This window comes from Alsobacter sp., assembly GCF_059501845.1.
The window spans coordinates 20,265-34,432 of sequence record NZ_JCACDK010000004.1 but is presented as its reverse complement, the minus strand read 5'-3'; the positions used below and the strand labels follow the sequence as shown (position 1 = coordinate 34,432).

The window sequence follows — 14,168 nt, the reverse complement described above, 5'->3', positions numbered from 1 at the left end:
GATGGCCCTCGTTCTCGACCTGCTCAACCGCGATCCGCGCCCCAATCTCGGCAATCCGAAAGCCGACGCGGTCGAACTGCGTCATCCGGAGAAGCAGAAGCGGCCCGAGAACCCGGTGCTGCGCAAGCCGGACTGGATCCGGGTCAAGGCGCCGGGTTCGCCGAAATGGGCCGAGACCCAGAAGATCGTCAAGGAGAACAAGCTCGTCACGGTCTGCGAGGAGGCGGGCTGCCCCAATATCGGCGAGTGCTGGGAGAAGAAGCACGCCACCTTCATGATCATGGGCGACACCTGCACGCGGGCCTGCGCCTTCTGCAACGTCAAGACCGGCGTGCCCGAGGCGCTCGATGCGCTGGAGCCGGCCAAGGTGGCGCAGGCCGTCGCCAAGCTTGGGCTCGAACATGTCGTCATCACCTCGGTCGACCGCGACGACCTGAAGGATGGCGGCGCCGAGCACTTCGCCAAGGTCATCCGCGCCATTCGCAAGGCCTCGCCCGGCACGACGATCGAGATCCTGACGCCGGATTTCCTGCGCAAGCCCGGTGCGCTCGAGGTCGTGGTCGCGGCCAGGCCCGACGTCTTCAACCACAATCTCGAGACCGTGCCCGGCAAATACCTGACGGTGCGGCCGGGTGCGCGCTACTTCCATTCGCTGCGGCTGCTGCAGCGGGTCAAGGAGCTCGACCCGACGATCTTCACCAAATCCGGCATCATGGTCGGCCTCGGCGAGGAGCGGAACGAGGTCCTGCAGCTGATGGACGATCTGCGCTCGGCCGATGTCGACTTCATCACCATCGGCCAATACCTCGCGCCCTCGCGCAAACACCATGCGGTGATCCGCTTCGTCACGCCCGAGGAGTTCAAGGGTTTCGAGGCGATCGCCTATGTGAAGGGCTTCCTGATGGTGTCGGCGACGCCGCTGACGCGCTCCTCGCATCATGCCGGCGAGGATTTCGCCCGGCTGCGCGCCGCGCGGGCGGCCAGGACCGGCTGAAGGGACGAAACGACCTCCCGTGCCGATGTTCAACACCACCCGCCGGGTGCGTCACAGCCCCGAGCAGATGTTCGCGCTCGTCGCCGATGTCGAGCGCTATCCGCAGTTCCTGCCGCTCTGCGAGGGCTTGGTCGTGCGCAAGCGCACCCCGCGCGAGGGCGGCGGCGAGGTTCTGCTTGCCGATATGAGCGTCGGCTACAAGGCGATCCGCGAGACCTTCACCAGCCGCGTGACGCTCGATCCGGCCAATCGCAAGATCCTGGTCGAATATGTCGACGGGCCGTTCCGCTACCTGCAGAACCGCTGGAGCTTCAATCCGCAGGCCGAGGGCGGCGGCTGCGAGATCGGCTTCTTCATCTCCTATGAGTTCGCCAGCCGGATGCTCGGGCTGCTGATGGGCGCGATGTTCGACAAGGCCTTCCGCAAATTCGCCGAGGCTTTCGAGAAACGGGCCGACCAGGTCTACCGGCCGGCGCCGCAGATCGCGGTGACGCGGCCTTAAGAGACCCTGGTGCATCCTGCCTCCGATCGGTTTCGGAGATACGGATGGACACTGTCTCGAACGTCGCCGCGGGCCGCGGCCGGGCGCGCTATCTCGCAGCGACGCTGCCGGTCTTCGCCGGCACGCTGTTCCTGTCGTCCTTCCTGCTCTTCGGCATCCAGCCGATGTTCGCCAAGATGGTGCTGCCCAAGCTCGGCGGCTCACCCGGCGTCTGGTCGGTCGCGATGGTGTTCTTCCAGAGCGTGCTCTTGGCCGGCTATGCCTATGCGCACTGGCTGACCAGCCGCTTCGACGTCCGTCGCGCCGCGCTGATCCATATCGCGGTGATGGCACTGGTGCTGGTCGCCGCGCTGCCGATCGGCATCGCGTCCGGTTTCGAGCGGCCGCCGCAGGATGGCGAGATCGCTTGGCTCGTGGCGCTGTTTGCGGCCTCGGTCGGCTTGCCCTTCTTCGCGGTCGCGGCCAACGCGCCCCTGCTGCAGGCCTGGTTCGCGCGCTCGGGCCATGCCCATGCCGGCGACCCGTATTTCCTCTATGCCGCCTCGAACATCGGCAGCTTTCTCGCGCTCGTCGCCTATCCCTTCCTGATCGAGCCCGTGCTGACGCTGTCGGCGCAGGCCTCGTCCTGGACCTGGGCCTTCGGCCTGCTGCTTGCCTGCATCGCCGGCTGCGCCGGCGCGAGCCTCGGCGGTGCCGAGAGCACGGGCGTTGCTGCAGTCGCCCAGCCGGGCACAATCCCGCTGCGGCGCAAGCTGGTCTGGGTCGGGTATGCCTTCGTGCCGTCCGGCCTGCTCGTCGCGGTGACCGCGCATATCTCGACCGACATCGCGGCGGCGCCGCTGCTCTGGGTCGTGCCGCTGGCGCTGTTCCTGCTGACCTTCGTGATCGTGTTCCAGCGCCGGCCGATCCTGCGCCATCGCTGGATGCAGCATGCGCAGCTCGGGCTCGCGGCATTGCTGGTGGCGAATGTCGTCATGCCGTCCTCGGGCTGGCTGGTGACGCTGCTGCTGCACCTGGCCCTGTTCTTCGCGACCGCCATGGTCTTCCATGGCGAACTGGCGCGGCGCCGGCCCGACGCGGCCGACCTGACGGCATTCTATTTCTGGATGTCGCTCGGCGGCGTGCTCGGCGGCCTGTTCTGCGGGCTGCTCGCGCCGGTTCTGTTCAACTCGATCCTCGAATATCCGCTGCTGCTGGTGATCAGCCTCGTCGTCCGGCTCGATGTCGTGACGAGACACATGTCGCGCTTCTTCAAGATCGCGGCCTCGCTGATCGGCGTCGCGCTGGTGCTGATCCTGATCGGCCAGGAGCAGCGGCGCACCGACATGCTGCGCTCGTTCTTCGGCGTCCACCGCGTCGTCGAGACCGCCGACGGTGCCTTCCGCCAGCTCGTCCATGGCAGCACGATCCATGGCGCGCAGCGCCTGCGCAACGCCGACGGCACGGCTGCGACCGGCGTGCCGGAACCGCTGACCTATTATTTCCGCGGCGGTGGCATCGTCGACGGCATCGACGCGGTCCGGGCGGCGCATGGCGGCAAGCTCGAGGCGGTCGCGGCGGTCGGCATGGGCACGGGCTCGCTCGCCTGCCAGGTCCGGCCGAACGAGAGCTGGACCTTCTACGAGATCGACCCGTTGGTGGTGAAGCTCGCGACCGACCCGGCCCGTTTCGGCTTCATGGCCGGCTGCGCGCCCGGCATGCCGATCGTGCTCGGCGATGCGAGGCTGACGCTGGCCGATGCCCGCGACGGCTCGCTCGACCTCGTGGTCGTCGACGCCTTCTCGTCGGATTCGATTCCCGTGCACCTGCTGACCACCGAGGCGATCGCGCTCTACCGGGCCAAGCTCAAGCCGGACGGCGTGGTGCTGCTGCACATCTCGAACCGCAACATGGAGCTCGGCCCGGTCGTCACCGCGACCGCCCATGCCGAAGGCTTTTCGACCTGGCTGCGCCAGCCGACGCCGACGCGCGAGCTGCAGGCGCAGCTGAAGGCCTCGCCCTATGTCGCGGTGATCGCGCGCCGTCCGCAGGATGCCGGCCTCGATGCCGGGCAGGGCTGGGTCAGGCAGGCGGGGCCGGGGCCGGCGCGGGCCTGGCGCGACGACTATGCCGACATCGTCGGCGCGATCTGGCGGATGATCTGGCGCTGACGGGAGCGGGTTCGCCGCTCAGACCGCATCCTCGGCGGCGGCGAGCAGCATCTCCAGCGCGACGACGACCGAGCGGCGCCTGATCTCGTCGCGCGTCAGCGGGCCGAAGCGCATTTCGCGATGCATGGTGCCGTGGCCGGCGGCGCAGGCGAAATGCACCAGGCCCACGGGTTTCTCGGCGCTGCCGCCGCCGGGCCCGGCGACCCCGGTGATCGCGACGGCGAGGTTTGCCGCGAGCCGGCTCCAGCCGCCCTCGGCCATGGCGCGGGCGACCGGCTCGCTGACGGCGCCATGCTGCGCGATCAGTGCGGCCGGGACGCCGGCGAGCCCGGTCTTGGCGGCGTTGGAATAGGTGACGAGCCCGCCATTGACGACGTCGGAGGAGCCGGGAATGGCGGTGAGAGCGCCCGCGACCAGCCCTCCGGTGCAGGATTCGATCGTGCCAACTGTGAAACCGGCCTGCCGGCAGGCGGCGAGCACGCGGCGCGCCAGCTCAGTGATCTCGCTGTCCATCGTCATGTTCGCTCGATCTCCGGCAGGCGGATCGTCGCCGTCGCCAGCGCGGCGAGGCCCTCGCCGCGGCCGGTGAAACCCATCCTCTCCGACGTCGTCGCCTTGATCGCGACCTGGTCGATCGCGACCCCGGCGCCTGCCGCGATCGCGCTGCGGATCGCCTCGCGATGCGGGCCGACCTTCGGCGCCTCGCAGACGATGGTCAGGTCGAGGAAATCGATCCGGCCGCCCCGCGCCGCGACCCGCTCCGCCGCGAAGGCGAGGAACTGCAGCGAGGCGGCACCGCGCCATTGCGGATCGCTCGGCGGGAAATGCGTGCCGATATCGCCTTCGGCCAGGGCACCGAGCAGCGCGTCGGTCAGGGCGTGCAGCGCCACGTCGCCGTCGGAATGGGCGAGGACGCCGCGCTCATGCGCGATGCGGACGCCGCCGAGCCAGACATGGTCGCCGGGGCCGAAGGCGTGCACGTCGTAGCCGGTCCCGACCCGGGTCACGAGCGTGGGCTCAGTGCCGCCCGGCCGGAAATCCTGCGGATGGGTGAGTTTCACGTTCGCGGTCTCCCCGGCGAAGGTCGCGACGGGCTGGCCCGCCCATTCTAGCAGGGCCGCATCGTCGGTGAAGCCGTCGCGGCCGGCGGCGGCGGCGGCGCGATGGGCCTCAAGCAGCGGCGCGAAACGGAAGGCCTGCGGTGTCTGCACGCTGACCAGCCGGTCGCGCCGTGGCGTCTCGACGATGCGGCCGGTCTCGTCGAGACGCTTGATCGTGTCGGTGACGGGCAGGGCCGGCACGGCCGCGTCGCAGCCGCCCAGCGCCGCGGCGGCGCGCGCGATCAGCTCCGGCGAGACGTAAGGGCGCGCCGCGTCATGGATCAGGACATGCCCGGCGAAGCCTGCGGCGGCGAGCGCTTCGAGCCCGTTGCGCACCGATTCCTGCCGCGAGGCGCCGCCCAGGACAGGAGCGGCGAGCCTGTCGTCCGGGTTCGCGCCGACGGCCTGTGCATAGGCTGCCTCATCGCCGGGCGCGATCACCACGGTGACACCGGCGATCGCCGGGTCGGCCAAAAAAGGCGCCAGCGTCTGCGCAAGGACGGGGCGGCCGCCGAGCAGCCGGTATTGCTTCGGCATGCCCGCGCCGGCGCGCGTGCCGCGTCCAGCCGCGACGATCAGCGCGACGACGACGGGACGGATTTCGGCTGCTGTCGCTGACACGGGTCCATCCTGAAAGGATTTGCTGATAGTCGCTGGCCGGGCTATCGCCAAGCTGCGCTTCGTGACCCGGCCTTCGGCGCCGTTCACCCTGCGACGATGTTGCATCGCATCAAATTGCGCTTTTCTCTTGCGCCACCGCAGCATTGTCCAATAAATATGCATAATGGCAATTGCCTCAAAATCGGGCGTTGAGCCGGCAATCGGTTCCGGTGTCGCGCTGGCGAGCCGGGCGATCCTGGCGCCGATGTCGGGTGTCACCGACATCGTCATGCGCCGCATCGCCGCGCGCTTCGGCGCGGGTCTCGTCGTCTCCGAAATGGTCGCCTCGGACGAGTTCGTCCGCGGCAGCGAGGAAGCGCGGATCCGGGCCGAGGGCGCCGGCATCTCGCCGCATGTCGTCCAGCTCGCCGGCTGCGACCCCTACTGGATCGGCGAGGCGGCGCGGCTTGCCGAGGCGAACGGCGCCGGCGTCGTCGACATCAATATGGGCTGCCCGGCCAAGAAGGTCACGGGCGGCTGGGCCGGCTCGGCGCTGATGCGCGATCTCGACCATGCTGTCGCGCTGGTCGAGGCGGCGGTCGCCGCCGTGAGCGTCCCGGTGACGGTCAAAATGCGGTTGGGCTGGGACGACGCCTCGCGCAATGCGCCGGAACTGGCGCGGCGCGCGGTTGCATCGGGCGCGGCCCTGATCACCGTGCACGGCCGGACCCGCCAGCAATTCTACAAGGGCAGCGCCGACTGGCGGGCGATCCGCGCCGTGCGCGAGCAGGGCGATTTCCCGCTCGTCGCCAATGGCGACATCCACGACCTCGCCGATGCGCGAGCCTGCCTCGCCCAGTCCGGCGCCGACCTCGTCATGGTCGGCCGTGCGGCGCTGGGGCGGCCCTGGCTGGTCGGTGAGATCGGGGCCGGCCTCGCCGGCAGGGCGGTTCCGACGCTGTCGATCCCGCAGAAGGCGGCCGTGGCGCGCGAGCATTATGAAGGCCTGTTGGCGCTGATGGGCACGGCCCATGGCGTGCGGCATGCGCGCAAGCATCTGGCGGCCTATGCCGACGAGGCCGAGGCGAGCGGCTGCAGGCCCGATGCGGCACTGCGGCGCGAGATGCTGACATCGGACGACCCCACGACGGTGCTTCGCGCCCTCGCGGAGCTGTTTTCGAGCGAGTGCGACCGCGTCGCGGCGTGAGCGAAGGAATGTTGCGTATGGCAATGGCGTTTGTGGAGGGCGACGGCAGGGGCACGGACGGGTTCATGCTCGACGCCATCGAAATCCAGGCCCTGAACGTGCTGCCCATGCCCGTCGTCGTGGTCGGCGAGGGCAATGGCGTCGTTTACGCCAATATCGCGGCGGAAGACTTCTTCCAGTCGAGCGCCGTGGTGCTGAAGCGCCAGCGCCTCGACGACCTGATCCCTTTTGGCTCGCCGATCCTCGGCCTGGTCGAGGACGTGCAGCGCCGCGGCGCAAGCGTCAGCGAATACCGGTTGGACCTCAGCTCGCCGCGTCTCGGGACCGAGCGCATCGTCGATGTTTTTGCCTCGCCCTTGCCCAGTCACGGCGATGCGGTCGTGCTGATGCTTCAAGAACGGACAATTGCTGAAAAAATGGACAGACAGCTGACCCATCGCGGGGCAGCCCGGTCGATCACGGCGCTCGGCGCCATGCTGGCCCACGAGATCAAGAACCCGCTCTCCGGCATTCGCGGCGCCGCGCAGCTGCTCGAAGCCTCGGTGCCCGACGGCGAGCGCATGCTGACGCAGCTGATCTGCGAGGAGACCGACCGGATCGTCAAGCTGGTCGAGCGGGTCGAGCTCTTCGGCGACGAGCGGCCGAGCGAGCGCGATGCGGTCAACGTCCACGACGTGCTCGACCATGTGAAGCGGCTGGCGCAGTCGGGCTTCGCCCGCCACATCCGCTTCAACGAGGTCTACGACCCGTCGCTGCCGCCGGTCTCCGGCAACCGCGACCAGCTCGTCCAGGTGCTGCTCAATCTGGTGAAGAACGCCGCCGAAGCCATTGGAACACAAGCGATCGACGGCGAGATCATGCTGACGACGGCCTATCGCCCCGGCATCCGGATGCAGCTCGCCGGCGCGCCCGGGCGGATCGCGCTGCCGCTCGAGATCGGCATCCGCGACAACGGGCCGGGCGTGCCCTCCGACCTGCTGCCGCACCTGTTCGATCCCTTCGTCACCACCAAGGCGCAGGGCAGTGGCCTTGGACTTGCACTTGTCGCCAAGGTGGTCGGCGATCACGGCGGAATCGTCGAATGCGAATCCGTGCCGCGCCGGACTGTGTTTCGACTTCTGCTGCCGCTGCACCAGCCGCGTGCGCGGCTGGCGGACTGAAAAGAAGGCCTACGGGACCGAGTGAATGCCCACTGGTAACATTCTCGTCGCGGATGACGACGCCGCGATCCGCACCGTTCTCAATCAGGCCCTCGCGCGGGCGGGCTACGAGGTTCGGACCACCGGCCAGGCGGCGACGCTATGGACCTGGGCCGCGCAGGGGCTCGGCGACCTGATCATCACCGACGTCGTGATGCCGGACGGCAACGCCTTCGACCTGCTGCCGCGGATCAAGCGCGTGCGGCCCGAGCTGCCGATCATCGTGATGAGCGCGCAGAACACCTTCATGACCGCGATCAAGGCCTCCGAGCGCGGCGCCTATGAATATCTGCCGAAGCCCTTCGACCTGAAGGAGCTGGTCGCGATCGTCGGGCGGGCGCTGTCGCGGCCGCGCGGCGACGGCGCGCGCTCGCATGCGGCCGAGCCCGACGACATTCCGCTGATCGGTCGCTCTCCGGCGATGCAGGACGTCTACCGCGCGCTCGCCCGGCTGATGCCGATCGACCTCACCGTGATGATCAACGGCGAATCCGGCACCGGCAAGGAACTGGTGGCGCGGGCGCTGCACGATTACGGCAAGCGCAAGAATGGGCCGTTCGTGGCGATCAACATGGCCGCGATCCCGAAGGATCTGATCGAATCCGAATTGTTCGGCCACGAGAAGGGTGCATTCACCGGCGCGCTGACGCGCTCGTCCGGCCGTTTCGAGCAGGCCGAGGGCGGCACGCTGTTCCTCGACGAGATCGGCGACATGCCGATGGAGGCGCAGACCCGGCTGCTGCGCGTGCTGCAGCAGGGCGAGTATACCACCGTCGGCGGGCGCACGCCGATCAAGACCAATGTCCGCATCGTCGCCGCGACCAATAAGGACCTGCGCATCTCGATCGCGCAGGGACTGTTCCGCGAGGATTTGTTCTTCCGGCTGAACGTCGTGCCGATCCGGCTGCCGCCCTTGCGCGAACGGGTCGAGGACATTCCCGATCTGGTGCGGCACTTCTTCTCGCTGGTCGAGAAGGAGGGGCTGCCGCGCAAGCAGATCGATTCGGAAGCGATGGACGTGATGCGGCGCTATCGCTGGCCCGGCAACGTCCGCGAACTCGAGAACCTCGTTCGTCGCCTGGCGGCGCTTTATCCGCAGGAGACGATCACGGCGCCGATCGTCGAAGCGGAGCTGCAGCCGGCCTCGGCCAGCACCGGTTTTTCGAGCGGCGCCTCGGCGGAGCGGCCGGAGACCCTGTCGGGTTCGGTCGAGCGCCATCTCGGCCAGTATTTCGGCGGCTTCGGCGACAACATTCCGCCGCCCGGCCTCTATCACCGCATCCTGCGCGAGGTCGAGCCGCCGCTGATCGCCGCGGCTCTGGCGGCGACGCGCGGCAACCAGATCCGGGCGGCGGAGCTACTGGGGCTCAACCGCAACACGCTGCGCAAGAAGATCCGCGAGCTCGACATGCAGGTGGTGCGCTCGCCGCGCTGAGCGTTTCAGGCGAGACCGCAAGGTCTCGCCTTTCCCATGTCACATTTTGACAACACCGTTGCGTTGGCGCATCAGAAGCGCCGAACGCCGGCCCTTGCGAGGGAACCGGCGACGCAAGGATTGGTTTGTCGCTCGTGTCAGCCTCGGTCAGTGAAGCCCGGATCATGCCGCGCGGCGAAGATGCGCCACGCCGCGTCTCCGGCTGGCTCGGCGCCATCGTCGTCGCCTTCGCGCTGGTCTCGGCGCTGTTCACCTTCATGGTGCTCTCGGGCGCGACGCCGATCGTGCCCGTGCACGAGGTCGTCATCGGTGTCTTCGTCGGCAACGCCCTCCTGATCCTGCTGCTGCTGCTGATCGTCGCCTTCGAGCTCGCCGTGCTGATCCGGGCGCGGCGCGCGGGTGCTGCTGCGGCCGGGCTGCATGTGCGCATCGTCGGCCTGTTCAGCATCATCGCGGCCCTGCCGGCCGTCCTCGTCGCCGTGATCGCGACGGTGACGATCGAGCGCGGCCTCGAACCATGGTTCTCGGACCGGATGCGTGACGCGATCTTCAAATCCGTCGAGGTCTCGGACGCCTTCGCCGCGAGCCAGTGCAAGTCGCTCGGCCGCGAGATCCGCATCCTGACCGACGATCTGGTCCGGGCGAAGCCGGCCTTCGATGTCGACCGCAAATGGTTCGACAGCTTCCTGACGGCGCGCGCGACCGCGCTCGGCCTGCCGGTCGCCGCGGTCGTCCAGCCGCCGGACAAGACGCTGGCGCGGGCCGGCATCGACGTGATCAGGGATCCGCCCAAACCCGACCAGGCGGCCTTCGACGATGCGCAATCGGCGCCGGAACCGATCTGCATCGTGCCGGAGGCCGGCCGCATCTTCGGCGCCCTGGTTAAGCTGCCGAGCTACGACAACGCTTTTCTCCACGTCGCCCGCGAGGTCGATGCGCTTGCCGTCGATTCGCCCGCGATCGCGCGCGGGGCGGCGCAGGAATATCTCGACATCGACCAGCGCCGGAAGGGCGTCCAGATCGCCTTCGCCTCGATGTATGCGCTGATCTCGGTGATCCTGCTGCTCTCGGCGGTGTGGATCGGCTTGAGCTTCGCCAACGGCCTCGTCGCCCCGATCCGCCGGATGATCCATGCCACCGACCAGGTCTCCAGCGGAAACTTCTACGTCCAGGTGCCAATCCGCCGGGCCGAGGGCGACCTCGCCCATCTCGGCGAAACCTTCAACAAGATGACCGCGGAACTGCGCCGGCAGCGCGACGGGCTCGTCACCGCGAGCGAGGTCATCGACCGGCGCCGGCGCTTTACCGAGACCGTGCTGTCGGGCGTCTCGTCCGGCGTGCTCGGCCTCGACAGCGACGGCCACATCACCATCATCAACCGCTCGGCCGAGAGCCTGCTGGGGACCGGCCGGCGGGTCTTCGGCGAGCCGATCGCCAATGTCGCGCCCGAGATCGCGGCCTTCGTCGCCGACGCCTTGCAGAATCGCCAGCGCCAGAGTTCCGACCAGGTCGCGATCACGCGCGGCGGCCGCGACCGCATGGTCAATGTCCGGGCCGTGCGCGAGGGCGAAGGCGCCGGCGCCGGGCTCGTGGTGACGCTCGACGACATCACCGATCTCGTCTCGGCGCAACGCACCGCCGCCTGGGCCGACGTCGCCCGCCGCATCGCGCACGAGATCAAGAACCCGCTGACGCCGATCCAGCTCTCGGCCGAGCGCATCAAGCGCCGCTTCGGGCGCGTCATCACCGAGGGCAAGGACGTCTTCGACCAGTGCACCGACACGATCGTCCGCCAGGTCGAGGACATCCGCCGCATGGTCGACGAGTTCTCGTCCTTCGCCCGCATGCCGAAGCCGCAGCCGGCACGCGAGGACATCGTCGAGACCGTGCGCCAGATCGTCTTCCTGATGCGGGTCGGCAATCCGGAGCTTGCGATCTCGGAGAACCTGCCGGCCGAGCCGGTGCCGGCGCTGTTCGACCGCCGGCTGATCTCACAGGCGCTGACCAACGTCATCAAGAACGCGACCGAGGCGATCGAGGCCGTGCCGAGCGAGGAGCGCGGCCCGGGCGCGATCGAGGTCGCCTTCGAGCGGCGCGAGGACGGCCGCATCGTCATCGATGTGATCGACAACGGCAAGGGCCTGCCGGCCGACCAGCGCCAGAAGCTGCTCGAGCCCTATATGACGACGCGCGAGGGCGGCACGGGGCTCGGCCTCGCCATCGTCGGCAAGATCCTCGAGGACCATGGCGGCGGCATCGAGCTGCTCGACCGGCCCGACGCCGATCAGGGCCGGCGCGGGGCACGGATCAGGCTCTGGTTCCCCGAGACCGGACCGGCGGACGAGCCGACCGCGAAGGACGAGGCGCCCGGCAGGGCAGTGCTCGCCGAAAACCACAAGCATGATGGGATGGCCGTATGAGCGCCGATATTCTGGTCGTCGATGACGAGGTCGATATCCGCGAACTGGTGTCGGGCCTGCTGGAGGACGAAGGCTACCGCACGCGCAAGGCCGGGTCTGCCGACGAGGCACTGGCCGCGATCGCCGCGCGCCGGCCGAATCTCGTCTTTCTCGACATCTGGCTGCAGGGCTCGCGCCTCGATGGCCTGCAGGTGCTGGCTCTGGTCAAGGAGAGCCACCCCGACCTCGCGGTGGTGATGATCTCCGGCCACGGCAACATCGAGACCGCGGTGTCGGCGATCAAGAGCGGTGCCTACGACTTCATCGAGAAACCGTTCAAGGCCGACCGGCTCGTGCTGGTGGCCGAGCGGGCGCTGGAGGCGTCTCGCCTGCGCCGCGAGGTGCGCGAGCTGAAGAAGGGCTCGGTCCAGGCGAGCCGCATCGTCGGCCGCTCTACGGTGGTCAACCAGCTGCGCCAGACGATCGAGCGCGTCGCGCCGACCAATGCGCGCATTCTGATCACCGGCGAGCCCGGCTGCGGCAAGGAGCTGGCGGCCCGGACCCTGCACGAGTCTTCCGCCCGATCCTCCGGACCTTTCATCGTCATCAACGCCGCGACGATCACGCCCGAAACCATGGAGGAAGAGCTCTTCGGCGTCGAAAGCGGCGAGGGCCGCACGCGCCGCGTCGGCGCGCTCGAGGAGGCCCATGGCGGCTCGCTCTATATCGACGAGATCGGCGACATGCCGCGCGAGACGCAGAACCGCATCCTGCGCGTGCTGGTCGACCAGAACTTCCAGCGTGTCGGCGGCGCCACCCGCGTCCATGTCGACGTCCGGATCATCTCGTCGACCAGCCGCGACCTCGCTCAGCTCATCGCCGACGGCCACTTCCGCGAGGACCTCTACCACCGCCTCAGCGTCGTGCCGGTCAGGATCCCGGCGCTGTCGGAGCGGCGCGAGGACGTGCCCGAACTGATCGAGTTCTTCATGGACCAGATATCGGTCGGCACCGGCCTACCCAAGCGCCGGATCGGCTCGGATGCGATGGCGGTGCTGCAGTCGCATGAATGGCCGGGCAACGTCCGGGAACTGCGCAACAACGTCGAACGCCTGATGATCCTGACCAAGGGCGATCCGAGCGCCGACATCACCGTCGAGATGCTGCCGGCCGAGGTCGGCGCCATGGTGCCGACGACGCCGTCCGGCTCCGGCGGCGAACGGCTGATGAGCCTGCCGCTGCGCGACGCACGCGAGATCTTCGAGCGCGAGTACCTGATCGCGCAGATCGCGCGCTTCTCCGGCAACATCTCGCGCACGGCCGAGTTCATCGGCATGGAGCGCTCGGCGTTGCACCGGAAGCTGAAGTCGCTCGGCGTGGGGTGAGGGCGTCACGCGCCCGCCGCATGTCGTGTTGCACTGCACGCAGGCTGGATGCGCACCGAGCAGGCGGTATGACCCTTGCTTTGTCGTTCAACTCGACGATGTATTGGAAGATCGGTGTTCCGAGAGCGTTGCATGGTCCTGCACGCGCAACGGAACGAATTGGATCGCGGGCTTGAACCCGAGAGCGATCCCAACAACAGGGGTTACCCATGGCCGCCGAGCGGGCACAGAATCTTCAGGACACCTTCCTCAACCATGTCCGCAAGCAGAAAATCCCGCTGACGATCTTCCTCGTCAACGGCGTGAAATTGCAGGGCGTCGTCACCTGGTTCGACAATTTCTGCGTGCTGCTGCGCCGCGACGGCCATTCCCAGCTCGTCTACAAGCACGCCATCTCGACGATCATGCCGGGCCATCCCGTGCAGCTCTTCGAGCCCGAGGACACGGACAAGTCCTGACCGCATGTCCGGCCGCAAGCAGGCCGAGGGGGAGACGACCGTCGCGAAGCCGCTCGACGAGATCGAGCGCGAGATCGCGGCGAACACGCGCGCCTATGTCGTCGGGCCCTATGCGCAGCGGCGCGCGGCCGCCGGCCAGGCCGACACCAACCAGCGCTCCTTCGCGGCCCGCCTCGACGAGGCTGTCGGCCTCGCCGCCGCGATCGACCTGACGGTCGTCGAGCCGATACAGGTCATGCTGACGGCGTTCCGGCCGGCGACCTATCTCGGCAAGGGCAAGGTCGAGGAGATCGCCGAGCGCATCGGGATCGAGGAGATCGGCCTCGTCGTGATGGATTGCGCGCTCTCGCCAGTGCAGCAGCGCAATCTGGAGAAGGCCTTCGGCTGCAAGGTGATCGACCGCACAGGGCTGATCCTCGAGATCTTCGGCCGGCGCGCCCGGACGCGCGAGGGCACGCTGCAGGTCGAGCTCGCGCATCTGAACTACCAGAAGAGCCGGCTCGTCCGCTCCTGGACCCATCTGGAGCGCCAGCGCGGCGGCTTCGGCTTCCTAGGCGGGCCTGGCGAAACCCAGATCGAGGCCGACCGGCGCATCATCCAGGAGCGCATGACCAAGATCGAGCGCGATCTGGAGAGCGTCAAGCGCACGCGCGGGCTCCACCGCGCCAGCCGCAAGCGCGTGCCGTATCCGGTCGTCGCGCTGGTCGGCTACACCAATGCCGGCAAGTCGACCCTGTTC

At 68.5% G+C, this 14,168-nt stretch carries 12 protein-coding genes; 10 read left to right on the top strand and 2 right to left on the bottom strand.

Features of this window, described 5'->3' with window-relative positions; genetic code table 11:
• The first annotated feature begins 1 nt into the window (after window position 1).
• From lipA to AC5JCN_RS04845, 3 genes are read left to right on the top strand one after another with little or no spacing between them, the layout of a single operon-like run.
• Entirely contained in the window at window positions 2-994 is a 993-nt protein-coding gene (gene lipA / locus AC5JCN_RS04855) for a lipoyl synthase (RefSeq protein WP_495753898.1), read from the top strand.
• A gap of 19 nt (window positions 995-1,013) precedes the next feature.
• Window positions 1,014-1,496, top strand: a complete 483-nt coding sequence (locus tag AC5JCN_RS04850) for a type II toxin-antitoxin system RatA family toxin (protein ID WP_495753897.1) — start codon at window positions 1,014-1,016, stop codon at window positions 1,494-1,496.
• 44 nt (window positions 1,497-1,540) lie between these two features.
• Complete coding sequence (locus AC5JCN_RS04845; protein ID WP_495753896.1) at window positions 1,541-3,646, top strand: fused MFS/spermidine synthase; 2,106 nt, start codon at window positions 1,541-1,543, stop codon at window positions 3,644-3,646.
• Between the two features lie 18 nt (window positions 3,647-3,664).
• Here AC5JCN_RS04845 and AC5JCN_RS04840 read toward each other — a convergent pair whose 3' ends face one another.
• Both AC5JCN_RS04840 and AC5JCN_RS04835 read right to left on the bottom strand, forming a co-directional pair.
• Window positions 3,665-4,159, bottom strand: coding sequence for a CinA family protein (locus tag AC5JCN_RS04840; protein ID WP_495753975.1), 495 nt, complete (start codon window positions 4,157-4,159; stop codon window positions 3,665-3,667).
• A 2-nt stretch (window positions 4,160-4,161) separates the two neighbouring features.
• The gene (locus AC5JCN_RS04835) at window positions 4,162-5,367 is read right to left on the bottom strand and encodes a bifunctional 2-C-methyl-D-erythritol 4-phosphate cytidylyltransferase/2-C-methyl-D-erythritol 2,4-cyclodiphosphate synthase (protein ID WP_495753895.1); all 1,206 of its coding nucleotides are present in this window, start codon (window positions 5,365-5,367) and stop codon (window positions 4,162-4,164) included.
• 163 nt (window positions 5,368-5,530) lie between these two features.
• On the opposite strand from AC5JCN_RS04835, the gene dusB reads away from it, so the two are divergent.
• The 7 genes from dusB to hflX all read left to right on the top strand — a co-directional run.
• Entirely contained in the window at window positions 5,531-6,553 is a 1,023-nt protein-coding gene (gene dusB / locus AC5JCN_RS04830) for a tRNA dihydrouridine synthase DusB (protein WP_495753894.1), read from the top strand.
• Between the two features lie 65 nt (window positions 6,554-6,618).
• Entirely contained in the window at window positions 6,619-7,713 is a 1,095-nt protein-coding gene (locus tag AC5JCN_RS04825; protein WP_495753974.1) for a two-component system sensor histidine kinase NtrB, read from the top strand.
• Between the two features lie 25 nt (window positions 7,714-7,738).
• Window positions 7,739-9,187, top strand: a complete 1,449-nt coding sequence (ntrC, locus tag AC5JCN_RS04820; protein ID WP_495753893.1) for a nitrogen regulation protein NR(I) — start codon at window positions 7,739-7,741, stop codon at window positions 9,185-9,187.
• 164 nt (window positions 9,188-9,351) lie between these two features.
• Window positions 9,352-11,607, top strand: a complete 2,256-nt coding sequence (locus tag AC5JCN_RS04815) for a sensor histidine kinase NtrY-like (RefSeq protein WP_495753892.1) — start codon at window positions 9,352-9,354, stop codon at window positions 11,605-11,607.
• On the top strand, window positions 11,604-12,971 hold the full coding sequence (ntrX, locus tag AC5JCN_RS04810) for a nitrogen assimilation response regulator NtrX (protein WP_495753891.1): 1,368 nt from the start codon (window positions 11,604-11,606) through the stop codon (window positions 12,969-12,971). Before AC5JCN_RS04815 ends, ntrX begins: the two co-directional genes overlap by 4 nt.
• Window positions 12,972-13,180: 209 nt before the next feature.
• A complete protein-coding gene (gene hfq / locus AC5JCN_RS04805; protein ID WP_068184459.1) occupies window positions 13,181-13,429 on the top strand; it encodes an RNA chaperone Hfq in 249 nt (82 codons plus the stop codon).
• 4 nt (window positions 13,430-13,433) lie between these two features.
• Window positions 13,434-14,168, top strand: a 735-nt coding sequence (gene hflX, locus AC5JCN_RS04800) for a GTPase HflX (protein ID WP_495753890.1), incomplete at its 3' end; no start/stop codon positions are given.

Coding starts and splice junctions, on each gene's coding strand:
- lipA (WP_495753898.1), top strand. CDS start 2: ATGGCCCTCGTTCTCGACCTGCTCAACCGCGATCCGCGCCCCAATCTC.
- AC5JCN_RS04845 (WP_495753896.1), top strand. CDS start 1,541: ATGGACACTGTCTCGAACGTCGCCGCGGGCCGCGGCCGGGCGCGCTAT.
- AC5JCN_RS04840 (WP_495753975.1), bottom strand. CDS start 4,159: ATGGACAGCGAGATCACTGAGCTGGCGCGCCGCGTGCTCGCCGCCTGC.
- dusB (WP_495753894.1), top strand. CDS start 5,531: ATGGCAATTGCCTCAAAATCGGGCGTTGAGCCGGCAATCGGTTCCGGT.
- AC5JCN_RS04825 (WP_495753974.1), top strand. CDS start 6,619: ATGCTCGACGCCATCGAAATCCAGGCCCTGAACGTGCTGCCCATGCCC.
- ntrC (WP_495753893.1), top strand. CDS start 7,739: ATGCCCACTGGTAACATTCTCGTCGCGGATGACGACGCCGCGATCCGC.
- AC5JCN_RS04815 (WP_495753892.1), top strand. CDS start 9,352: ATGCCGCGCGGCGAAGATGCGCCACGCCGCGTCTCCGGCTGGCTCGGC.
- ntrX (WP_495753891.1), top strand. CDS start 11,604: ATGAGCGCCGATATTCTGGTCGTCGATGACGAGGTCGATATCCGCGAA.
- hfq (WP_068184459.1), top strand. CDS start 13,181: ATGGCCGCCGAGCGGGCACAGAATCTTCAGGACACCTTCCTCAACCAT.